This window comes from Luteimonas kalidii (assembly GCF_029887935.1).
Taxonomy (GTDB): domain Bacteria; phylum Pseudomonadota; class Gammaproteobacteria; order Xanthomonadales; family Xanthomonadaceae; genus Luteimonas; species Luteimonas kalidii.
Window position 1 is genome coordinate 144,355 of record NZ_JARXRO010000016.1, and the last position, 21,408, is coordinate 165,762.

20 protein-coding genes are annotated in these 21,408 nt (G+C 71.8%); 15 read left to right on the forward strand and 5 right to left on the reverse strand.

Going from position 1 to position 21,408, the window contains the following annotated elements; all coding sequences use genetic code 11:
- Positions 1-102 precede the first annotated feature (102 nt).
- Together QFW81_RS10460 and QFW81_RS10465 are read left to right on the forward strand one after the other, a co-directional pair.
- Positions 103-489, forward strand: coding sequence for a polyhydroxyalkanoate granule-associated phasin (locus QFW81_RS10460; RefSeq protein WP_280578719.1), 387 nt, complete (start codon positions 103-105; stop codon positions 487-489).
- Positions 490-713: 224 nt separating this feature from the next.
- The gene (locus tag QFW81_RS10465; RefSeq protein ID WP_280578720.1) at positions 714-1,811 is read left to right on the forward strand and encodes a sensor domain-containing diguanylate cyclase; all 1,098 of its coding nucleotides are present in this window, start codon (positions 714-716) and stop codon (positions 1,809-1,811) included.
- Positions 1,812-1,833: 22 nt separating this feature from the next.
- Here the strand turns inward: QFW81_RS10465 and QFW81_RS10470 are convergent, their stop codons facing one another.
- The gene (locus QFW81_RS10470; protein ID WP_280578721.1) at positions 1,834-2,847 is read right to left on the reverse strand and encodes a Gfo/Idh/MocA family protein; all 1,014 of its coding nucleotides are present in this window, start codon (positions 2,845-2,847) and stop codon (positions 1,834-1,836) included.
- Positions 2,848-3,349: 502 nt separating this feature from the next.
- Between QFW81_RS10470 and QFW81_RS10475 the strand changes: the two genes are divergently transcribed.
- Positions 3,350-4,789 (forward strand): serine hydrolase domain-containing protein, encoded by a 1,440-nt coding sequence (locus QFW81_RS10475; RefSeq protein WP_280578722.1) that lies wholly within the window; start codon positions 3,350-3,352, stop codon positions 4,787-4,789.
- A gap of 157 nt (positions 4,790-4,946) precedes the next feature.
- Entirely contained in the window at positions 4,947-5,144 is a 198-nt protein-coding gene (locus tag QFW81_RS10480) for a hypothetical protein (RefSeq protein WP_280578723.1), read from the forward strand.
- Between the two features lie 272 nt (positions 5,145-5,416).
- Here QFW81_RS10480 and QFW81_RS17745 read toward each other — a convergent pair whose 3' ends face one another.
- Positions 5,417-6,223, reverse strand: coding sequence for a pyridoxamine 5'-phosphate oxidase family protein (locus tag QFW81_RS17745; RefSeq protein ID WP_425604014.1), 807 nt, complete (start codon positions 6,221-6,223; stop codon positions 5,417-5,419).
- 97 nt (positions 6,224-6,320) lie between these two features.
- On the opposite strand from QFW81_RS17745, the gene QFW81_RS10490 reads away from it, so the two are divergent.
- Both QFW81_RS10490 and QFW81_RS10495 read left to right on the forward strand, forming a co-directional pair.
- Entirely contained in the window at positions 6,321-6,725 is a 405-nt protein-coding gene (locus QFW81_RS10490) for a gamma-glutamylcyclotransferase family protein (protein ID WP_280578724.1), read from the forward strand.
- Between the two features lie 174 nt (positions 6,726-6,899).
- Complete coding sequence (locus QFW81_RS10495) at positions 6,900-7,112, forward strand: hypothetical protein (RefSeq protein ID WP_280578725.1); 213 nt, start codon at positions 6,900-6,902, stop codon at positions 7,110-7,112.
- 36 nt (positions 7,113-7,148) lie between these two features.
- On the opposite strand, the gene QFW81_RS10500 is transcribed toward QFW81_RS10495, so the two are convergent.
- Positions 7,149-8,132 carry a LysR family transcriptional regulator gene (locus tag QFW81_RS10500; RefSeq protein WP_280578726.1) on the reverse strand — a complete coding sequence of 328 codons (984 nt, stop codon included), beginning with the start codon at positions 8,130-8,132 and terminating at the stop codon, positions 7,149-7,151.
- Between the two features lie 219 nt (positions 8,133-8,351).
- On the opposite strand from QFW81_RS10500, the gene cysG reads away from it, so the two are divergent.
- From cysG to QFW81_RS10530, 6 genes are all read left to right on the forward strand, one after another.
- The gene (cysG, locus tag QFW81_RS10505) at positions 8,352-9,857 is read left to right on the forward strand and encodes a siroheme synthase CysG (RefSeq protein WP_280578727.1); all 1,506 of its coding nucleotides are present in this window, start codon (positions 8,352-8,354) and stop codon (positions 9,855-9,857) included.
- A 30-nt stretch (positions 9,858-9,887) separates the two neighbouring features.
- A complete protein-coding gene (gene cysK / locus QFW81_RS10510) occupies positions 9,888-10,865 on the forward strand; it encodes a cysteine synthase A (protein ID WP_280578728.1) in 978 nt (325 codons plus the stop codon).
- A 145-nt stretch (positions 10,866-11,010) separates the two neighbouring features.
- Positions 11,011-12,030 carry a sulfate ABC transporter substrate-binding protein gene (locus QFW81_RS10515; RefSeq protein ID WP_280578729.1) on the forward strand — a complete coding sequence of 340 codons (1,020 nt, stop codon included), beginning with the start codon at positions 11,011-11,013 and terminating at the stop codon, positions 12,028-12,030.
- A 316-nt stretch (positions 12,031-12,346) separates the two neighbouring features.
- Complete coding sequence (gene cysT / locus QFW81_RS10520) at positions 12,347-13,210, forward strand: sulfate ABC transporter permease subunit CysT (RefSeq protein WP_280578730.1); 864 nt, start codon at positions 12,347-12,349, stop codon at positions 13,208-13,210.
- On the forward strand, positions 13,182-14,060 hold the full coding sequence (cysW, locus tag QFW81_RS10525) for a sulfate ABC transporter permease subunit CysW (protein ID WP_425604015.1): 879 nt from the start codon (positions 13,182-13,184) through the stop codon (positions 14,058-14,060). The genes cysT and cysW overlap by 29 nt, the downstream gene beginning before the upstream one ends.
- Before the next feature lie 261 nt (positions 14,061-14,321).
- The gene (locus tag QFW81_RS10530) at positions 14,322-15,365 is read left to right on the forward strand and encodes a sulfate/molybdate ABC transporter ATP-binding protein (RefSeq protein WP_425604018.1); all 1,044 of its coding nucleotides are present in this window, start codon (positions 14,322-14,324) and stop codon (positions 15,363-15,365) included.
- Positions 15,366-15,404: 39 nt separating this feature from the next.
- Here QFW81_RS10530 and QFW81_RS10535 read toward each other — a convergent pair whose 3' ends face one another.
- Positions 15,405-16,811: a mannose-1-phosphate guanylyltransferase/mannose-6-phosphate isomerase gene (locus QFW81_RS10535; protein WP_280578732.1), complete on the reverse strand. Its 1,407-nt coding sequence runs from the start codon at positions 16,809-16,811 to the stop codon at positions 15,405-15,407.
- A 70-nt stretch (positions 16,812-16,881) separates the two neighbouring features.
- Here QFW81_RS10535 and QFW81_RS10540 point away from each other — a divergent pair, with 70 nt between their 5' ends.
- The 3 genes from QFW81_RS10540 to QFW81_RS10550 all read left to right on the forward strand — a co-directional run bounded on the left by QFW81_RS10540 (position 16,882) and on the right by QFW81_RS10550 (position 20,533).
- The gene (locus tag QFW81_RS10540) at positions 16,882-17,898 is read left to right on the forward strand and encodes an aminoglycoside phosphotransferase family protein (protein ID WP_280578733.1); all 1,017 of its coding nucleotides are present in this window, start codon (positions 16,882-16,884) and stop codon (positions 17,896-17,898) included.
- A complete protein-coding gene (murU, locus tag QFW81_RS10545) occupies positions 17,895-18,623 on the forward strand; it encodes an N-acetylmuramate alpha-1-phosphate uridylyltransferase MurU (protein WP_280578734.1) in 729 nt (242 codons plus the stop codon). Before QFW81_RS10540 ends, murU begins: the two co-directional genes overlap by 4 nt.
- A gap of 125 nt (positions 18,624-18,748) precedes the next feature.
- Positions 18,749-20,533, forward strand: a complete 1,785-nt coding sequence (locus QFW81_RS10550) for a cytochrome P450 (protein ID WP_280578735.1) — start codon at positions 18,749-18,751, stop codon at positions 20,531-20,533.
- Positions 20,534-20,697: 164 nt separating this feature from the next.
- Here the strand turns inward: QFW81_RS10550 and hda are convergent, their stop codons facing one another.
- The gene (gene hda, locus QFW81_RS10555) at positions 20,698-21,408 is read right to left on the reverse strand and encodes a DnaA regulatory inactivator Hda (protein ID WP_280578736.1); all 711 of its coding nucleotides are present in this window, start codon (positions 21,406-21,408) and stop codon (positions 20,698-20,700) included.

Genomic DNA, 21,408 nt, shown 5'->3' on the forward strand with positions numbered 1-21,408 from the left:
CCTTCCGGGCAGCATGCCCCGTGGGCTCGCAGCCCACCTTCGCGTGTCCCTCGCATCACCGCTGCGATGCTGCGGCTCCCCCACCCTCCCCCGGAGCGCCCGATGGGCCGTCCCCGCAAACGCCGTGCCCGTGCCACCACCGCCAGCGCCCAGCTGGTCGAACTGGGCGCCGCTGCGCCCCTGGTCGCGGCGGCGCGGCTCTCGCGCATGGCCCTGGCAGGGGCCAACCCGTCCGCGCGCGACCGCCGCGAGTTCAGCGGCATGGTGAGCGAGAAGCAGGCGGCGTTCGCCCAGTCCTGGGCCGCGATGTGGGCCGAGGCCTGGAGCCTGCAGGCACAGCTGGCGTGGTCGTGGTGGCTGTCGCCGACTGCCGCCGCGCAGGCGCGGCTGCGCCGGACGGCCTCGACCGGCTTCGACCGGATCATGGCCAGCGGCGTGGCGCCCTGGCATCGCCAGGTGCTGGCCAACGCGCGGCGACTGCGGAGCTGACGCGCCGCCCGGGCAGCCGGCATCCGGCGGCATCCGGCGCGGCCTGCGGTGGACAGGCCACCGTCCCGTGCATGACGCCGGTCGGGCCAACCGGTGAGTCCGTTCGCGGCGCGAAGCCCCCCGCGACGCCGCTACACTACCGCCGCGCACGGAACCTTCGGCGGCGCCGCCGGTCCCACGACGCGGACAGGGGAGAGCGGGTGGAGGCAGCGAAGATCCATTGGGTGGTCACGCTCATCCGGCGCAACCGGACGCTCTTCTTCGCGCTGGGTTTCGTGGTCCTCGGCACCCATCTGGTCTACCTGCGGGCCGGCCCGCTGATGTGGACCCTGCTCGCGCTGCAGCTGCTGGTGTACCCGCAGCTGGCGTACTGGCGTGCGGCCCGCGCGCGCGACCCGCTGCGCGCGGAGATGCAGAACCTGCTGGTCGACGGCCTGCTGCTCGGCGTGTGGATGGGCGTGTGGGGGCTGCCGCTGTGGATCTCCTTCATGTTCTTCGTCGGCACCTGCCTGAACGTGATGATCTTCATGGGCATGTCGGGGCTGTGGAAGGGGGTCGCCGCGATCGCCGCGGGCGTGGCCGGCGCAGCCGTGTTCAACGGCCTGTCCTTCCGCCCGCATACCGAACTGCATACCAGCCTGATGTGCATCGCGCTGCTGACCGGTTACCTGCTGATCTACGCGCGCGACGCCTACCGCCGTGGCGTGTCGCTGCGCGAGAGCCGGCGCCAGCTCGGCGAGCGGCTCGACGAGATCACGCGGCTGCAGTCGCAGCTGCAGGAACAGGCGCAGCGCGATCCCCTCACCGGCCTGCACAACCGTCGCGCGCTGGACGAGGCGCTGGAGCGCGAACTGGCCGCATGCGCCGCGACCGGCTTGCCGCTGGCGCTGGTCCTGATCGACATCGACCGCTTCAAGCGCATCAACGACACCTACGGCCACCCCGCCGGCGACGAGATGATCCGCCGGCTGGCCGACCTGTTGCGCGATCGGGTGCGCGACGAAGGCCTGATCGCCTGCCGCTACGGTGGCGAGGAGTTCCTGCTGATGCTGCCGGCCACGCCCCTGCACGACGCGGCGGGCCTGGCCGAGGAACTGCGTGCGACGTTCGAATCGCTGCGGGTGGAGGCCGGCGGCCAAGTGATGCGCACCACGCTGTCGATCGGCGTGGCCGGCTGCCCCGAACACGGGACGCACGCACCGACGCTGGTGCTGCGCGCCGACCACGCGCTGTACGCGGCCAAGCTGGGCGGACGCAACCAGGTGGTGCGCGCCGACGCACTGCCGGACCACGCGCCCCCGGTGCCGGCCGCCGCCACCTGACCTGGCACCGGCGGCCGCCGTCTCAGCCGTCGAGCCGCACCGGCCGCCCCGAGCGCGCGGACTGCGCGATCGCCTGCAGGATGCGCACATCGCGCAGGCCTTCTTCTCCCGGCAGCCTGACCGGGCGACCTTCGAGGATCGACAGCGCGAAATCGTCGAGCTCGGCGGCGAACGGGTCGATGTCGGGGAACTCGATCGCCACGCCGTCGCTGCGGCGGCCGCGGTTTCCGTCGTAGAAGAACGCCGGGTCGAGTTCGAACCAGCCGCGCTCGCAATCGACCCGCATCCGGCACATGCCGGAGCCCCGATAGCTGGTGGCGCAATGCGCGAGCACGCCACCGGGAAAGCGCGCGGTCCAGACCACGGTCTCGTCGACCTCGGCGTACTTCACCGGATCGGTCTTCACCTCCATCGCGCTGACCTCCATCGGCTCCTCGCCGGTGAGGTAGCGCGTGGCCTGGAGGGCGTAGATGCCCACGTCGAACAGCGCGCCGCCGCCGGCGAGCGCATGCCGCAGCCGCCACTGCCCGGGGCGGCCGACATCGATCGAGAACGCGGCCTGCACCGTGAGCGGCGCGCCGAACGTGCGCTCGCGCGCCAGGCGGATGCATTCGACGTGGTGCGGATCGTAGTGGCAGCGGTAGGCGGTGCCGAGCAGGCGGCCGGCGTCGCGGCAGGCATCGATCATCGCCTGGCAGCGCTCGACCGACACCTCCAGCGGCTTCTCGCAGAACACGTGCTTGCCGGCGCGCGCGGCGGCGATCGCGTGGCCGGCGTGCAGGGCGTTGGGTGTGACGACGTACACCACGTCGATGTCCGGGTTGTCGCACATCCGGTGCATGTCGTCGTAGCGGTAGACGCTGCGGTCGGGCACGCCGTAGCGCGACTGGAAGCGCGCCACCGTCTCCGGCGTGCCGCTGACCAGGCCGGCCAGCCGGCAATGGCGCGTCTTGAGCAGGGCGGGCGCGATCTGGTGTTCGCTCAGGTTGCCCAGTCCGCACAGCGCGACACCCAGGCGGCGATCGCCAGCGCTCATGATGCGCGTCCCCGCAGCGCGTCATGGCCGACATGGCCGCGCGTGCACACGCATGGGCACGCGGGCGGATGGACGATCATGGCGACTCCCGTACTGCGATGCGGACGTGCATCGTGTCCTGCATGGTCCGCGACCGGGGCACGCGGCGCAACGGCACGTCCGGATCGACGCCACGCAATGATGTCGTCCGGACACGGAGGCGCGGCTGCGGGACGGGTGCGCGCGCCGATCCGTGCAGCGACACCGGATGGTCGTTCGGGCCAGGCGGGGGTTCCGTCGACGCCTGCCTCGCGATACGCAGCGGGCCGGCGTGCCATTCGCGCACGCACGGCACGCGCCGGGCGTCGGCAACAGGCACGCGGCTTGCGAGGCTTGAGGTGCGATGGTTGCAACTGCATCGGTCGCCGCTCGCTGCGCCGCAGCGGGAGACACGTCGCGCGCGCGGGCATACTGCCGCGCGGCCGCCCTGGGCGCCCTGTCCCGACCTCTCCGGAGTTCCTGCATGAAGTCGTTCCTCGCGGCCACGTTCGGCCTGCTGCTCGTCGCCTGCCAGCCCGCCCCGCCTGCCGCCACCGGCGAGACCGAATCGCCCGCACCGGCCACGCCGCCCGCGCTCGTCGACCCCGCCCATATCGACGGCGTGCTGCGCGAGGTGGTCGAACAGGACCGCGCCGTCGGCGTGTCCGCGCTGGTGTTCGAGCGCGGCCAGGAAGCCTATTTCGGCGCGTTCGGCATGGCCGACCGTGAGGCCGGACGCGCGATGGCGCGCGACACCCTGGCGCAGGTCTATTCGATGACCAAGCCGGTGACCGGCGTGGTGCTGATGACGCTGTACGACGAGGGCAGGTTCAAGCTCGATGATCCGCTGTCGACCTACCTGCCCGAATACGCCGACGTGCGCGTGCATGCCGGCGAAGACGCCTCCGGACAGCCGGTGCTCGAAGCGCCGCAGCGGCCGATCCTGGTGCGCGACATCCTGCGCCACACCGCTGGCTTCGCCGCCGCGTTCGAGGACGACGCGGCCGCGCGGCTGTATCGCGAGGCGGGCGTCGACTCGCGCGAGATCACGCTGGAGGAGATGTCGCGGCGCCTGGCGCGCGTGCCGCTGGCCTACCAGCCCGGCACGCGCTGGCTGTACGGCATCTCGGTCGACGTGCAGGCGCGGCTGGCGGAAGTGCTGGCCGGCAAGCCGTTCGCGCAGCTGGTCCAGGAGCGCGTGCTCGATCCGCTGGGGATGAAGGAGACCGCGTACTTCGTGCCGCCGGAGCGGCGCGGCCGGATGATGGCGGTGTACGAGCTCCGCGAAGCGGGCGGCTTCGACCGCCTCCCGGATTCGCCTGCGCTCGACAACGCCTATCGCGAATGGACCATGGCGCCGGGCGGCTACGGCCTGGTGTCGACGCTCGACGACTACATGCGCTTCGGCCGCATGCTGGCCAACGGCGGCGAGCTCGAAGGCACCCGGATCCTCGCCGCCGACACGGTCGCCTTGATGGCCACCGACGACCTGCCCGACACCGTGGGCGACCGCTCCTGGCTGCCGGGCAAGGGCCAGGTGGGCTTCGGCATCGACTTCGCCGTGCGCCATTCGCCGCCTGCGCACCAGGGCGAGGCGTCCGGCGCGGTGGGCGAATTCTTCTGGGACGGCTATGCGAACACGCTGTTCTGGGTCGATCCCAGGCACGACATCGTCGCGGTGCTGTTCACCCAGTCGATCCCGCCCGGCGGTACCGACCTGCACAAGCGCTTCCGCGACGCGGTGTACCACCGCGATGCCGAGGCCTCGTCGGCCAACAAGCCGCCTGCGCCTCCCGATGCAGATGCAGATGCGGACCCGGAGGGCGCACAACCGGATGCGGATCAGGCAGCGGACGCAGCTGCGGACGCGGATGACGAAGCAGATGCAGCCGCAGATGCGGGCGAGGGCACGGGCGCGGACTGACGCGCACCGCGCGACCGGGGGGACCGACGGCGTGTTCGCGCCATGCTCCAGCCCGGTCTGCGCGGCCACGCGTGCGCACACAGCCCGTCGGCTCCAGCGACACCGCGCTCACGCGGCACGCGCGATCGTGACGCCTGCTCCCGACCGGATGACGACGATGGCCAAGACCACCCGCGACGAGGTGCTGGTCGAACTGGACCGCATCGATACGGCGCTCGAGGATCCCGCGAGCGACCGGGCGAGCCTGCTGCGCGAGGCCAGCGATTGGCTGTCCGCGCGGAAGGACATCGAGGCCGCCGATGCACTGTATTTCCGCGAGCGGCTGCAGGCGATCCGGGAGCGGCACGTCGACTGAGCCTCGCTGACCCCGCCTGTGGGTCGGCCAAAGGTGTCGTACCGGGTTGCCCGGGCGCCGCCCCCGCGATGCCGAGCGCCACCGTGGTGCGGAGCGTGGCACGCAGATCGCGGCCGGCAGATCGCAGATTGCGGAGGATCGTGTGGCGGCGCCCTCTGCTGCCCCGCGTAGCCCGGATAAGCGAAGCGCATCCGGGACATTCGCAGCGAAACCTGAGTCGCATCGCCACGGGTCCAACGAGGCAGGACGCAGCCCCCGCCCTGCCTGGCGGATCAGCGCGAAGCGCGCTTGCCGGCCCTGCTGCTGCGCGCCGTGCCGGACATGGTCGTCTTTGCCGTCTTGGCCGGGCGCTTGCGTGCGGCGGCCTTCTTCGAAGCGGCCTTCTTCGTGGCGCCCTTCGAAGCAGCCTTCTTCGCGGCGCCCTTCTTCGCCACGCCCGTCTTCGCCTTCGCCGGGGACTTGCGCACAGCGCGCTTGCCGGCGGCCGCACCCGTCGCACGTGTCGCGGTCTTGCGCGCACCCGCCTTCTTCGCCGGCGTGCTGCGCCTGCCGCCGGACGAGGGCGCCTTTCGGCTGCGCTTGCTGCGCAGGTCGACGATGCGGTTCTCGCCCATCACCTCCTCGTTGCCGGTGACGCGCGCGACCGCGAAGGTCAGCGCCTTGCCGATCCAGCTGCCGGGGCCGTCCCAGTACTCGATGGTGTCGACCGCCACCTCGATCAGCACGACGTTCGGATCGTCCTTGCCGTCAGGGAAGAACGCCTTCATCGCATCGTTCCAGAAGGTGTCGATCAACGCCTGGTCGCGCACCACACTCGCCTTGCCCGACACCGACAGGTAGGTATTCGCATCCTTCGAGGCGTAGGCGATGTTGACGTTGGGATGCCGGCGGATCTCGCCGACCTTGGGCGTGTCGCGCTCGGTCAGGAACCACACCCGCTCGCCGTCGAAGGTGGCGCACTGGGTGGACAGTGGACGGCTGACCAGGTGGCCACCCTTGCCGACGGTCGCCAGCATGGCGATGTCGATCTTCTTCATCAGCTTCGCGAGATGCTCGATTTCCTGCTTGGGTGTCGCCATGGGAGGCTCCGTGGGGCGGGGATGCCGCAGTGTGGCCACGGAGTGCGCGTGGGTGACGTGAAGGCGCGGACCGCCTTGTCCGCGATACGCTTCGCGCATGAACTGCGATGGACCCGATGCGTACCTGTTCCTCTACGGCACGCTGATGCGCGGCGAGTCCGCGCATGCGCGGTTCGCGCTGTCCACGCGCGCGTCCTTCATCGGCGAGGCCTGCGTTCCGGGGCGCCTGATCGAACTCGGTGGCTATCCCGGCCTGGTCGAAGGAGACGGCATGGTCGAGGGCGAGATTCACCGCCTCCTCGATCCCACCCTGCTCGTCGAACTCGACCACTACGAGGAATGCGATCCCGACGCCGGCGCGGATGCCGGGTACGTGCGCGAGCGCATGACCGTGCCCGGATCCGGGCTCCGGGCCTGGGTGTACCGCTATCGCGGGCCGCTCGCATGCGGGCGCATGTTGCCGCAGTCGCGTTGGCGCGGCGCGCTCGCGGGTGCGCGCTGATGCGCTGCGGCGGCCGCGGGACGGGAGAGGCGGTCATCGACGCATCCCGCCGGGGGAGTGCGCAGCATCGGCGAGGCGCGCTCCGCGGATTAACCACCGCGTCGTGAATTCTTCACGCGCGTCTTCCGTGCCGACGCTAGCGTGACCGGCAGTGCCCTGTCAGGAGGTCCGCGCATGACCCAGATCCTGTATGCCCAGGACGAGGCCGGCAATCGCCACAAGGTGATCCAGCGACTGGAGTCGCCCCAGGAAGGAGAGGAGCGGGCCGATCACGGCGCCACGCGCCTGGTCTATACGCTCGACGACGGCAGTCCGGTGCGCCGGGTCGACAACGACACGTTCCAGATCGTCCGCACCGGCGCGTACATCTCCGCAATCAGCGACTGAGGTGCGCCCGCGTCGGCGCTTACGCCGCCGCTGCGGTCAGAGCGAGATCGACTGGCTGAGCGCCTGCCACGAGGGCGGTGCCGGCCAGTCTGCTTCCTGGTTGCCTTCCAGCACGCGGCGCAGGTCGCGCCGGTCGAGTTGCGGTGCCACCCCGTGCAGCAGCGCGAGCGCGTATTCGCGCAGCACCCGCCCGCGCGGCACCACCGCCCAGGTGATGCAGTCGGGAATCTGCGCCGGTGCCGGCAGGATGCGCAGGTCCTCGTCCTCGCGCGGCCCGACCGCCATCTCCGCCAGCAGGCCCGCGCCGAGGCCGGCGCGGACATAGGTCTTGATCAGGTTCGCGTCGCGCGCGGTCATCGCGATCTGCGGTTCCACGCCCGCAGCCGTGAACGCGCGGCGCATCGACGAGTCGGCACGGGTCGAGGATTCGTAGCTGATCAGCGGGTGGCGCGCGAGTTCGGCCAGGGTCGGCGCGCGCTGCAGCGCGGCCAGCGGATGCGTCGCCGGCACCAGCAGCACGCGGCGCCAGCCGTACAGCGGCACCGCCAGCCCGCCCGACGGCGTGCCGCCGGCGGTGCTGATCAGCGCCAGGTCTGCGCCGTCGTGCAGCAGCTGAAGCACCTCGGCGTCGCTGGCCGCCTGCAGGTCCACGTCCACGCGCGGGAACTCGCGCCGGATCGCCGCGATCACCGGCGGCAGCACGTAGCGTGCCTGGGTGTGGGTGGTGGCCAGCAGCAGTCGGCCACTGTATTCGCCGCGCTCGTTGGCGGCGTAGCTGCGGATGTTCGCGGCCTCGGCCAGGATCCGCCTGGCGTGTTCGATCACGCGCTCGCCGGCCGGGGCGATGCCCTCGAGGCTCCGGCCCTTGCGCACGAACAGCTGGAAGCCGAGCTCGTCCTCGAGCTGCTTGAGCTGCTTGGACAGGCCCGGCTGGGTGGCGTGCACGCGCTCGGCCGCGAGCGTGATGTTGAGCCCGGAGTCGGCGATCGCGACGAGATAGCGCAGCTGGGTCAGGGTCATGCGGGAGCGGTCCACGCGGCATCGGTATCAGCCGCAACTTCATCCTTCCATCATGATTGAAAGATGGATTTTGGGAGCATAGCCGCGGCCGCGCTACCTGTCCACGCGGCGCAGCGCGCCGCTTATGCCGTTGCGGCATAAGCGAAGCACAGGTCGCCATTTCCACCGGCGCCCCCGCAATCGCTAGCGTCGCGTCCTCAGACCCGCCACTGCGTCCCGATGCCAGAGCCGTCCGCCAGCACCCGCCTGTTCCCGCTCTTCGCCGACCTGCGCGGACGCACGGTGCTGGTCGTGGGCGGCGGCGCGGTGGCGGCACGCAAGGTCGAGGCGCTGATGGGCACCGGGGCGCGGATCGTGGTCGGCGCGCCGGCGCTGGCGGCGCCGCTCGAGGCGCTGGCCACGGACGGGCACATCGAACATCGCGCGGGCCGGTTCGCGCCGGAGTGGCTCGACACGGCCTGGCTGGCGATCGCGGCCACCGACGCGCCCGAGGTGAACCGGGCCGTGGCCGAGGCCGGCGACGCGCGCCGGGTATGGGTGAACGTGGTCGACGACGTCGAACTGGCACGCGTGCAGTTGCCGGCGCGGGTCGAGCGCGGCCCGCTGCAGATCGCGATCTCAAGCGGTGGCGGCGCGCCGATGCTGGCGCGCTTGGTGCGCGAGGAACTGGAGACCCGGTTCGACGAGTCCTTCGGCGCGCTGGCCGAGCTGCTGGCGCGCAACCGCGACCGCTTCCGCCTGCGCTGGCCGGACCCGGTCGCGCGTCGACGCGTGTTCGAACGGCTGCTGGCCGGCCCGCTGCAGTCGCTGCTGCGCCGACGGCGGCATATCGAAGCCGGACGGCTGCTGGACGGCGTGCTGTCGTCCGGTGCCGGGCCGACGGACGCGCCTGCATCCGTGCCCCGGGCTGCGTCGCCCGCCGGTGGGGCCACGTCCCCCATCGGGGGCGGGCACGTCGCCCTGGTCGGCGCCGGCCCCGGCGACGCCGGCCTGCTCACGCTGCGCGCGCTGCGGCTGCTCAACGAGGCCGACGTGATCCTGCACGATCGCCTGGTCGGCCCCGACGTGCTGCAGCTCGCCCGCCGCGACGCCGAGCGCATCGAGGTCGGCAAGCGCGGAGGTGGGCAGGCCACGCCGCAGGCCGACATCAACGCCCTGCTGGTGGAGCACGCCGCCGCCGGCCGTCGCGTGGTGCGCCTGAAGGGTGGCGACCCGTTCGTGTTCGGACGCGGCGGCGAGGAACTCGAGGCGCTGCGCGCGGCCGGCATCGATTACGAGGTGGTGCCCGGCATCACCGCGGCCGCGGCCTGCGCCGCGTACGCCGGGATCCCGCTGACCCATCGCGACCACGCCCAGTCGGTGCGCCTGGTCACCGCGCACGGGAAAGGCTCGCTCGACACCCTCGACTGGCCCGCGCTGGCGCAGGAGCGGCAGACGCTGGCGTTCTACATGGGCGTGGCGCGGCTGGACGTGCTGCAGGCGCAACTGCTGGCCCACGGCCGCGCGCCCGACACCCCGTTCGCGATCGTCGAGAACGGCACGCGGCCGGAGCAGCGGGTGGTGACCGGCCGGCTAACCGATTTGTCACATCTGGCGCAGCGGCACGCCGTACAGTCGCCGGCGCTGCTGATCGTCGGCGAAGTCGCCGCGCTGGCCGGCGCCCTGCACTGGTTCGGCGACGCCCCGCTCGGCGCGGACGACCTGCCGCTCGCGGACGCCGCCTGACCCCCCTTTCCAGACCCCGAGGCATCGACCATGGCCCTCTACGACAGCATCCTCGACACCATCGGCAACACCCCGACGGTCAAGCTGCACCGCCTCGCCCCGGGCCACGCCACCGTGTACGTCAAGGTGGAGGCGTTCAATCCCGGCGGCTCGGTCAAGGACCGCCTGGCGCTGGCGATCGTGCTCGACGCCGAGAAGCGCGGCGCGCTCAAGCCCGGCGACACCATCGTCGAGGCCACCAGCGGCAACACCGGCGTGGCGCTTGCGCAGGTCGCCGCGGCGCGCGGTTACCGGTTCGTCGCGGTGATGGTGGAGACGTTCTCGATCGAACGGCGCAAGCTGATGCGCGCCTATGGCGCCAAGGTGATCCTCACCCCGGCCGCCGAGCGCGGCAGCGGCATGGTGAAGAAGGCGAAGGAGCTCGCCGAGCGGCACGGCTGGTTCCTGGCCTCGCAGTTCGCCAACCCGGCCAACCCGGCCTACCACCGGCAGACCACGGCGGCCGAGATCCTGCGCGATTTCGCCGGCCGGCGACTGGACTACTTCGTCAGCGGCTGGGGCACCGGCGGCACGCTCACCGGCGTGGGCGAGGTACTCAAGGTGGCGCGCCCGGAGACGAAGATCATCGCCACCGAGCCGGCCGGCGCCTCGCTGCTCGGCGGCAAGGAATGGGCGCCGCACAAGGTCCAGGGCTGGACTCCCGACTTCCTGCCCGAGGTGCTCAACCGCACCGTGCACGACGAGCTGGTGCTGGTGAGCGACGACGAGTCGATCGAGACCGCGCGCCGGCTGGCCGCCGAGGAAGGCGTGTTCGCCGGCATCTCCGCCGGCGGCACCCTGGCCGCGGCGCTGAAGGTCGCCGCGCAGGCGCCGGAGGGCTCGGTGCTGCTGGCCATGCTGCCCGACACCGGCGAGCGCTACTTCTCCACGCCGCTGTTCTCCCACCTGCTGGAAGGGTCGGACGACGAGTGGCTGGCCGGAATCGAGGGCGCGCGCGACGCGGCCTGAGGGGCCGCGCCCCTTTCCCATCCGGACACGCCCGGCGGCCGTGCGGCTGCCGTCACGCCCGTTGCCGCAGCATCGGCGGCCGTCGCCCCGCCCGTGGCGACGGCGACCGGTCCGGTCCGCCACCCCTCCTGCCCCGGGTCTTCCCATGCGCCGACTCGCCATCCATGTGTCCGGTGTCCTGCTCGCCGTCATCGCCTGCGTCCTGCCGCCGGTCGCGGCCGCGCGCGAGATCGAACTGCTCAACGTCTCCTACGACCCCACGCGCGAGATGTACGCCGAGGTCAACACGGCCTTCGCCCGCCAGTGGAAGGCCCGGACCGGCGACGACGTCACCATCCGCATGTCCCATGGCGGTTCGGGCAAGCAGGCGCGTTCGGTGATCGACGGCCTGCCCGCCGACGTGGTCACCCTGGCCCTGTCCGGTGACATCGACGCGATTGCCGCGCACACGCGGCTGCTGGCGAAGGACTGGCAGGCTCGGCTGCCCAACAACAGCTCGCCCTACACCTCGACCATCGTGTTCCTGGTGCGCAAGGGCAACCCGAAGCAGATCCGCGACTGGGGCGATCTCGCCAGGCCCGGCCTCGGCGTGATCACGCCCAACCCGAAGACCTCGGGCGGCGCGCGCTGGAACTACCTCGCCGCCTGGGCGTGGGCTTCGCGCGAGTACCGCAAGGGTCCGCTGGTGGTGGACTACCTGGGCAAGGTGTTCCGCAACGTCCCGGTGCTCGATACCGGCGCGCGCGGATCGACCACCACCTTCGTCGAGCGGGGGATCGGCGACGTGCTGCTGGCATGGGAGAACGAGGCGTTGCTGACCCTGGCGGACCCGGCCGTGCGCGACAGGTTCGAGATCGTCTACCCGAGCCTGAGCATCAAGGCCGAGCCGCCGGTGGCGGTGGTGGACGGCAACCTCGCCAGGAAGGGCACGCAGAAGGTGGCCGAGGCCTACCTGCAGTACCTGTACACGCCCGAAGGCCAGCGCCTGGCGGCGAAACACCACTACCGCCCGTCGCGGCCGGAGTCCGTGCCGGCAACGGCCATCGCCCACTTCAGGCCTCTGCCGATGGTCACCATCGACGACGCGTTCGGGGGCTGGGCCAGGGCGCAGCAGCTGCACTTCGCCGACGGCGGCTTCTTCGACCAGATCTACCAGCCCCGGTGATGCGCATGCACTTCCACGGATCGCGCGTGCACCGCTGGGAACCCGCAGGCGTCCGGGACGCCGCGGTTGGATGCGCGCCCGGTGCGACGCGCGCAGGCCACTCCTTCTCCCGCTCCCGCAGGTACGGTCCCTCCTCCAGCTCGCGCAAGCGCGGCTCCTGCTGCAGCCTGCGCACGTGCTGTTCCTTCTCCCGCTCGCGGAAGAAGGTGCCGAAAACAGATGCGGGCACGCGCCGGTCGCGCACACGCTGCGCAAGGCAGCCCGCTGCGATGAACCCAGGTCATCGCGCGTCCATGATCACCTCAGCCGCCCCCCGATGAGCACGCTCGCCCTTTCCCTGCCGCGTCCGCGCTGGCGCCGTCCGTTGCCGGGCTTCGGCGTCAGCCTCGGCCTGGGCATGGCCTGGCTCGGCATCGTCGTGTTGTTGCCATTGACCGCCCTGGCCGTCCACGCCGCCGGGCTCGGCCTCGATGGCTGGATGAAGGTACTGCGCGACGAACGCGTGCAGGCGGCGCTGAAGGTGAGCTTCGGCACCGCCTTCGTCGCCGCCGTGATCGCACTGCTGGCCGGCGCGCTGGTGGCCTGGGTGCTGGTGCGTTACCGCTTTCCCGGCCGGCGCCTGCTCGATGCGCTGGTCGATCTGCCGTTCGCATTGCCGACCGCGGTGGCCGGCATCGCGCTGACCGCGATCTATGCGCCGAACGGCTGGATCGGGCAGTTCCTCGAACCGCGAGGCATCCAGATCGCCTACCAGCTGGCCGGCATCGTGATCGCGCTGGTGTTCATCGGCCTGCCGTTCACCGTGCGCACGGTGCAGCCGATCCTCGAATCGCTCGGCCAGGACCAGGAGCAGGCCGCCGCCTCGCTCGGCGCCTCGCGCTTCACCGCGCTGCGCCGGGTGGTGCTGCCGGAAGTGCTGCCGGCGCTGCTGACCGGCTTTTCGCTGGCGTTCGCGCGCGGGCTGGGCGAATACGGCTCGGTGATCTTCATCGCCGGCAACAAGCCCTACCGGACCGAGATCGCGCCGCTGCTGATCACCATCCGCCTGGAGGAGTACGACTACAACGGCGCGATCGCGCTTGCGGCGGTGATGCTGGCGGCCTCGTTCCTGTGCCTGCTCGCCATCAACCTGATCCCGCTGCTGTTCCGCCATGAGCGCAGGAGCCGCCGCGATGTCTGACCACGCCCATGCCCAGGGTCTGGAGACCCCCGCCTGGCTGCGCCGCACCCTGATCGGCGCCGCGGTAGGCGTGATGGGGCTGCTGGTGGTGCTGCCGTTGCTGATGGTGCTGCTCTCGGCCTTCGGCGAAGGCTTCGCCACGTGGTGGGCGGCGCTGACCACGCCCGACGCGATCTCCGCGCTCAACCTCACCTTGCTCACCGCCGCGTTCGTGATCCCGGTGAATGCGATCTTCGGCGTGTCCGCCGCCTGGGCCCTGGTGCGCTTCGAATTCCGCGGCAAGCGCGCGCTGCTGGCACTGGTGGACCTGCCGTTCGCGGTCTCGCCGGTCGTCGCCGGCCTGTGCCTGGTGCTGCTGTTCGGGTCGCAGGGCTGGTTCGCGGACCTGTTGCTCGAGCACGACATCCGGATCCTGTTCGCGCGTCCTGGCATCGTGCTGGCGACGCTGTTCATCACCTTCCCGTTCGTGGTCCGCGAACTGGTGCCGCTGATGCAGCAGCAGGGCAGCGAGGAGGAGGTGGTGGCGCGCTCGCTGGGAGCGAACGCCTGGACCATGTTCTTCCGCGTCACCCTGCCCAACATCAAGTGGGGCCTGCTGTACGGCGTGCTGCTGTGCGGTGCGCGCGCGATGGGTGAGTTCGGTGCGGTGTCGGTGGTGTCCGGCCACATCCGCGGCCTGACCAACACCCTGCCGCTGCACATCGAGATCCTCTACAACGAGTTCGACAGCACCGCGGCGTTCGCGGTGTCGTCGCTGCTGGCGGGACTGGCGCTGGTGACGCTGGTGCTGAAGTTCTGGCTGGAGTCGCGCCACGCCGACGGCCTGGCCCGGGCGCATCGGAGGCACTGAACATGCGGCACATCCTCCATCGGCGCGGCGGTCTTGCCCCTCCCGCCCGCGCGCCTTCCCCGACCGCAGCCCATGCGGTTGCGGCCGCATCCCCGCCCTTCCACGCCCCAAATGGAGACCTCGACCATGCTGCTGATCAACGGGCACCCGCCGCAGGACGGGCGGCCGCCTCGATCCCCCGGGCATGCCACGCCGGGCCCGCCGGCCACGGGCCGCGGGGACATCGGCAATGATCCGGCCATGACCCCGACCGGCCATGGCGTGGACCTGTTGATCGAAGGCGTGGGCAAGCGCTATGGCGCCACGGCCGCGCTCGACCACGTCGACCTGCACATCGCCTCGGGCGAACTGGTGGCGCTGCTCGGCCCCTCCGGCTCGGGCAAGACCACGCTGCTGCGCGTGATCGCCGGCCTGCTGCCGGCCGACGCGGGCCGGGTCCTGTTCGGCGACACCGATGCCACGCGGCTGAGCCTGCGCGAACGCAACGTCGGCTTCGTGTTCCAGCAGTACGCGCTGTTCCGGCACATGACCGTGGCCGAGAACATCGCCTTCGGACTGCGCAGCCGGCCGCGGTCGCGGCGCCCGGACCGCGCCGCGATCCGCCGCCGCGTCGACGAACTGCTGGCGCTGATCCAGCTACCCGAGCATAGCGACCGCTACCCCGAGCAGCTCTCCGGCGGCCAGAAGCAGCGGGTGGCGCTGGCGCGCGCGCTGGCGATCGACCCAACCGTGCTGCTGCTCGACGAGCCCTTCGGCGCGCTCGATGCCAAGGTGCGGGTCGAACTGCGCCGCTGGCTGCGTCGCCTGCACGACCAGACCGGCCAGACCACGGTGTTCGTCACCCACGACCAGGACGAAGCGCTGGAACTGGCCGACCGCGTGGTGGTGCTGCGCGACGGCCGCATCGAGCAGGTCGGCACGCCGCGCGAGATCTACGACGCGCCGGCCTCGGCCTACGTGTTCGACTTCATCGGCCGCGCCAGCGTCATCGAAGGCACGGTCGCGGGCGGCCGGTTCGCCGCGCCGGCGCAGTCAGGGGACTTCGATGCCGCCGGCGTGTCCGACGGGCCGGCGCGCCTGTACCTGCGTCCGCACGACGCGGCGATCGGCGCGCCCGGGGAAGGCCTCGACGCGACCGTGTCCGCGGTGCACTGGCATGCGGACCGGATCACGGTGGAATTGGCGATCGGCGGGCAGCCGCGCCTGCTGGAGGTCGACCTGGTCGCCGCACCGGCCGTGCAGGTGCCGGTCGTGGGCGCAACGGTGGGCATCAGGCTGCCGCGATACCGCGTCTATCCACGCTGAGGATCGAAGCGCCCGGCTGCCTGCGGGCGCATCGACGGACTACGAACGCCCGTAGACGTCCTCGTAGCGGACGATGTCGTCCTCGCCCAGGTAGCTGCCCGACTGCACTTCGATCAGCTCCAGCATCTCGCTGCCGGGATTCTCCAGCCGGTGGCGGGCGCCCAGCGGGATGTAGGTCGACTGGTTGGCGTGCAGTTCGAACACGTCGTTGTCGCGGGTGACGCGCGCGGTGCCGCGCACCACGATCCAGTGTTCGGCGCGGTGCTTGTGCGACTGCAGCGACAGCCGCGCGCCGGGCTTGACCTTGATCCGCTTGACCTGGAAGCAGCCGTCCTCCTGGTCGATCGAGTCGTAGCTGCCCCACGGCCGGTGCACTTCGCGGTGCAGCACGGCGTGGCTGCGCTGCCCGGCCTTGAGCTGGGCCACCACGTCCTTGACCTGCTGCACCCGGTCCTTGCGCGCGACCAGCACGGCGTCGTCGGTTTCCACCACCACCAGGTCGTCCACGCCCACCAGGGCCACCAGCCGGCGCGAGTAAGCGTAGCTGTTGCGCGAATCGACCGCGATCACGTCGCCGTGGCGGGCGTTGCCCTCGCCATCCTGTTCGCTCACGTCCCACAGCGCCGACCAGGAGCCGACGTCGTTCCAGCCGATGTCGACCGGCAGCACCTGCGCGTCGCCGGTCTTTTCCATCACCGCGTAGTCGATCGAGTCCGCCGGGCTGGCGGCGAACGCGTCGCGTTCGAGGCGGATGAAGTCGCCGTCGCGCTGTGCGCCGTCGAACGCCTGGCGCACCGCGGCGAGGATGTCGGGGCGGAACCGCTCCAGTTCGGCCAGGTAGCGGGAGGCGCGGAACAGGAACATGCCGCTGTTCCAGTAGTAGCCACCGGCGTCGAGATAGCCCTGGGCGGTGGCGGCATCGGGCTTCTCGACGAAGCGCAGCACCGAGCGCACGCCGTCGCCTGCATCGGCCTGGATGTAGCCGAACCCGGTTTCGGGCGCAATCGGCACGATGCCGAAGGTCACCAGCGCCCCTGCTTCGGCCGACGGCATCGCGGCCTGCACCGCGGCGCGGAACCCCTCCGGGTCGCGCACCACATGATCGGATGGCAGGACCAGCAGCAGCGGATCGCCGCCGTCGGCCTGCGCCTGCAGCGCGGCGGCCGCGATCGCCGGTGCCGTGTTGCGGCCCACCGGCTCGAGCACGATGTGCGCATGCTCCACGCCCACCAGCCGCAGCTGCTCGGCGGCGAGGAATCGGTGTTCCTCGTTCGCGACCACGATCGGCGCGGCCGAAGCCAGCGGCGCGACCCGGCGCCAGGTGTCCTGCAGCATCGTCTCCTCGCCGGCCAGCGGCAGGAACTGCTTCGGGTAGGCCTCGCGCGAGAGCGGCCACAGGCGCGTGCCGGAGCCGCCGGACAACAGGACAGGTTGCAGGTGGGTCATTTCACGTCTCGCCGGGAGTTGCGCGGCAGTTTACCCTTTGCCCGCCCGGCATCCGCCGGCCGGAGACGCCATGGTTCAGCCCACCGACCCGCAGACCCGCGACCAGCAGCGTCTGCAGTGGATACGCAGCGTGCTGTCCGAGCCGGACACGGGCGTGGAGCGCGCGTCGTTCGACGCCGACTTCCGCAGCTACTGGCGCACCACCGGGCGCACGCCCAGCCTGGTGCTGATGGACGCGCCGCCGGAGCTGATGGACGTGCGGCCGTGGCTGTCGGTGCGCCAGCTGCTGGAGGACGGCGGCCTGCGCGTACCGCAGGTGGTGGCGCAGGACCTGGCGCAGGGGTTCCTGCTGCTCGAGGACCTGGGCGTGCACACCTACCTGCACGTGATCGACGCCGGCAATGCCGACGCGCTGTTCGATACCGCGCTCGAGCGCCTGGTGCGGCTGCAGTCGATCGCCGTGCCCGAGGGCCTGCCCGCCTACGACCGTGCGCTGCTGCTGCGCGAGCTGCGCCTGTTCGACGAATGGTTCCTGGGCACGCACCTCGGGCTCACGCTGGACGCGGCCGAGCAGGACATGCTGATGCAGGTATACGAGGTGCTGGTCGAGGCCGCGATGGCGCAGCCGCAGGTGCTGGTGCACCGCGACTACATGCCGCGCAACCTGATGCCCTGCGGCGACGAGGTGGCGATCCTCGATTTCCAGGACGCGGTGCGCGGCCCGATCGGTTACGACCCCGCCTGCCTGTTCAAGGATGCCTTCCTGAGCTGGCCGGAGGATCGCGTCGCCGCCTGGCAGGCGCGCTACCACGCGCTGGCGCATGCGGCCGGCCTGCCGGTCCCGCCGCTGCAGACGTTCCGCCGCGACCTCGACCTGATCGGCGTGCATCGCCACCTCAAGGTGCTGGGGATCTTCGCGCGCCTCAGGCACCGCGACGACAAGCCGAAATACGTGGCCGACGCGCCGCGCTTCCTCGCCTACCTCGACGCGGTGCTGCCGCGGCATCCGGAACTGCATCCGCTCGCGGCGCTGATCGACACGCGCGTGCGCCCGGCGATGCGTGCCCACGCGGCAGTGGGCGCATGAAGGCGCTGGTCTTCGCCGCCGGGCTGGGCGAGCGCATGCGGCCGCTCACCGACGCCACCCCCAAGCCGCTGCTGCGCGTGGGCGGGCGGCCGCTGATCGCCTGGCACCTGGAGAAACTCGCCGCGATCGGCGTGGACGAAGTGGTGGTCAACACCTCGTGGCTGGCCGAGCAGTTCCCGGCCACGCTCGGCGTGGGCCGCGCCTTCGGCCTGCGCATCAGCTACTCGCACGAGGGCGCGACGCCGCTGGAGACGGGCGGCGCGCTGTGGCATGCACGCGAGCTGCTCGGCGAGGCCCCGTTCATCGCGGTCAACGGCGACATCTGGACCGACTACGACTTCGCCCGCCTGCCGCGCGAGCCCGCCGGCGATGCGCACCTGGTGCTGGTGGACAACCCGGCCCACCACCCGCGCGGGGATTTCGTGCTCGGCCCCGACGGCGCGGTGCACGATGGCGACGGCGATGCGCCACGCCTGACCTTCTCCGGCATCGGCGTCTACCGGCCCGGGGTACTGCGCGACTGGCGCACGGTCGCCGGCGACGCCCCCGGCGCGCGCGAGACCCCACCGCGCTTCCAGCTGGCGCCGATGCTGCGCGCCGCGATGGCACGCGACGCGGTCACCGGCGAGCGCCACGGCGGCGCCTGGACCGACGTCGGCACGCCGCAACGCCTGGCCGAACTGGACCGCGCACTCGACCGCGACGCGCCGGCGGGGGCACACTAGGCCGGCGTCGGGCCTCCTGCCCGTCGCGGCCGTACGGGCCCCGTGGCCCGGCGTGCCACATCCACATCGGTCGCGCGGGACGCACATGCGCCCCGTCCCCCCGGGACCACCGGCTGGAGAGACGGATGACGGTCGCGTCACTGGTTCCGCTCGCGCGCGCCTGCGCGCTGGTCGACGACGTACCCCTGGCGGTGGATGCCGACGGCGTGCCGCTGGTGGTCGTGCGCCACCGCGGCGGCGTGTCGGTGTTCGACGGCCGCTGCCCGCACCAGGGCAACCTGCTGGCCGACGGCGAGGTGGTCGACGGCCACCTGGTCTGCGCCGCGCACGGCTGGCGCTTCGACTGCGCCAGCGGCCGGCGCGCCGGCGATCCGCGCACCTGCCTGCACCGCTTCGATGCCCGGGTGGTGGACGGCGAGGTCACGATCGATGCCGCCGAACTGGACGTGTTCCGCATGCAGCGCGCCGGCCGCGACGCGCGCGCCGTACGGCCGTTCCGGTCCCTGCCCGGCCCGCGCGGACTGCCGCTGGTGGGCAACCTGTTCCAGCTGCGCGAAACCGACCAGCACCTGGTGATGGAGGACTGGGCCGACGAGTACGGCCCGATGTACCGGATCCGGCTCGGGCCCTACCGGATCCTGATGGTCGCCGATCCGTTGCTGGTCGAGGACGCGTTCAAGCGCCGGCCCGACACCTTCCGCCGCATGAGCACTGTCGAGGGCATCGCCCGCGGGCTCAAGGCCGCCGGCGTGTTCACCGCCGAGGGCGACGAATGGCGGCGCCAGCGCAAGGTGGTGGTGCAGGCGCTGACCCATGGCCACCTCAAGCATTTCTTCCCGACCATGATGCGCATCGTCGCGCGGCTGCAGCGGCGCTGGGAACAGGCCGCCGACGAGGGCCGCGAGATCGACCTGCTCGACGACCTCACCCGCTTCACCATCGACGTCACCTCGACCTTCGCCTTCGGCCAGGACCTCAACACCATCGAGGGCCACGAGGGCACGCTGGAGCAGCAGATCGGCGAAATCCCGAGGGCGCTGTCGCGGCGCGTGACCGCGCTGGTGCCGTACTGGAACCACGTGAAGCTGCCGGCGGACCGCGCGCTCGACCGTGCGCTGGTCGGCATCCACGACACGCTGGCGCGGCTGATCACCGACGCCCGGAGGCGCCTCGCGGAAGATCCCGGACTCGCCGCACGCCCCGGCAATTACATCGAGTCGCTGGTCGCGCAGTCGGAAGGCGGCGGCTTCAGCGACGAGGACGTGACCGGCAACGTGATGACGCTGATGCTGGCCGGCGAGGAAACCACCGCGCGCGCGCTGGCTTGGCTGATCCATTTCATGTGCGAGCGGCCCGACCTGCGCGACACGCTGCGCGCGGAATCGGACGCCCTCCTCGGCGCGGACGAACTGCTGCAGGACTTCGCCACCCATCCGCGGATGGTGCGGATCGAGGCCGCCGCGCTCGAGGCGATGCGGCTCAAGCCGGCGGCGCCGGTGTTGCGGCTGGAGGCACTGCACGACACCGTGCTCGGCGATGTCGAGGTGCCGGCGCGCACGCCGGTGTTCCTGCTCACCCGCCATGCCACGATCCGCGCGCAGGCCGCCACCGGCGCTGCCGCGTTCGATATCGAGCGCTGGATCCAGCCGGACGGCACCACCCTCGACGCGACTTCGGCGAAAGCCTTCTTCCCGTTCGGCGCCGGGCCACGCTTCTGCCCTGGCCGCTTCCTCGCGCTGCTCGAGATCAAGGGCGTGATCTCGATGCTGTGCCGCAACTTCGAACTCGAACGTGCCGGCAGCGGCCCGGTCGAGGAGAAGCTGGTGTTCACCATGCGCCCCGACAACCTGGTGATCCGGCTGAAGCGGCGCGCGGCGCAGAGCCCATCGCCGCTGCGGAACCAGCCGTAGGCCGGACCGGGCTCCCGGCGGCGATTGACGGAGGCGTGCGGGGGCGATGATCCACGGGTGCGCCGGGCAATGGGTGCGGCGCGCGCGGCGACGCCGTTGCGGTCCACGCGCTTCCGTCAGGCATGCAGCAACCGCGCGCCACCACGCTCACGACCGCGCGCACGCTATCCGCCCTCGACGTTCCCGAGCACCTGCCGCAGGAACGGCACGGTGATGCGCCGCTGCGCGGCGAGCGACGCTGCGTCGAGGCGGTCGAGCAGCGCTGCCAGGCCGCCGAGGTCGCGCCCGGCGCGGCGCAGCAGCCAGTCGATCGCCGCCTCGTCGATCTGCAGTCCGCGCCGCTGCGCGCGCAGCCGCAGCACTTCGCCGCGGCCCGCGTCGTCGAGCCGGTCCAGCGTCACCCGCGTGCACTGGGCCAGGCGCGAGCGCAGGTCCGGCAGCCGCAGCGGCAGTGCGTCCGGCGCGGCCTGCGCGGTGTAGAGCAGCCGCCGGCCGCCATCGTGCATGCGGTTGTGGAAATCGAACAGCGCCAGTTCGTCGTCCGCATCGCCGGCCACCGCCTCGATGCCGTCCAGCGCCACCAGATCGAATGCGTGCAGCGCCTCGAGCGCCGCGCGCAGGCGGCCGGCGGCGCTGGCCAGCGGCAGGTAGCCGGGGCGTCGGCCCGCGGCCTCGGCCTCGGCGCAGACCGCCAGCGCGAGATGGGTCTTGCCGGTTCCGGCGGGTCCGGCCAGCAGCAGCCCGCGCCCGACGCCTTCGCCGCGCGCGAACGCCCGCAGTTGCGCCACTCGCGCGGAATCGCCGGCGAACGTGTCCAGGCGCTGGTCAGGCGGATAGCGCAACGCCAGCGGCAGTTGCGGCACGGGCGACGGCAT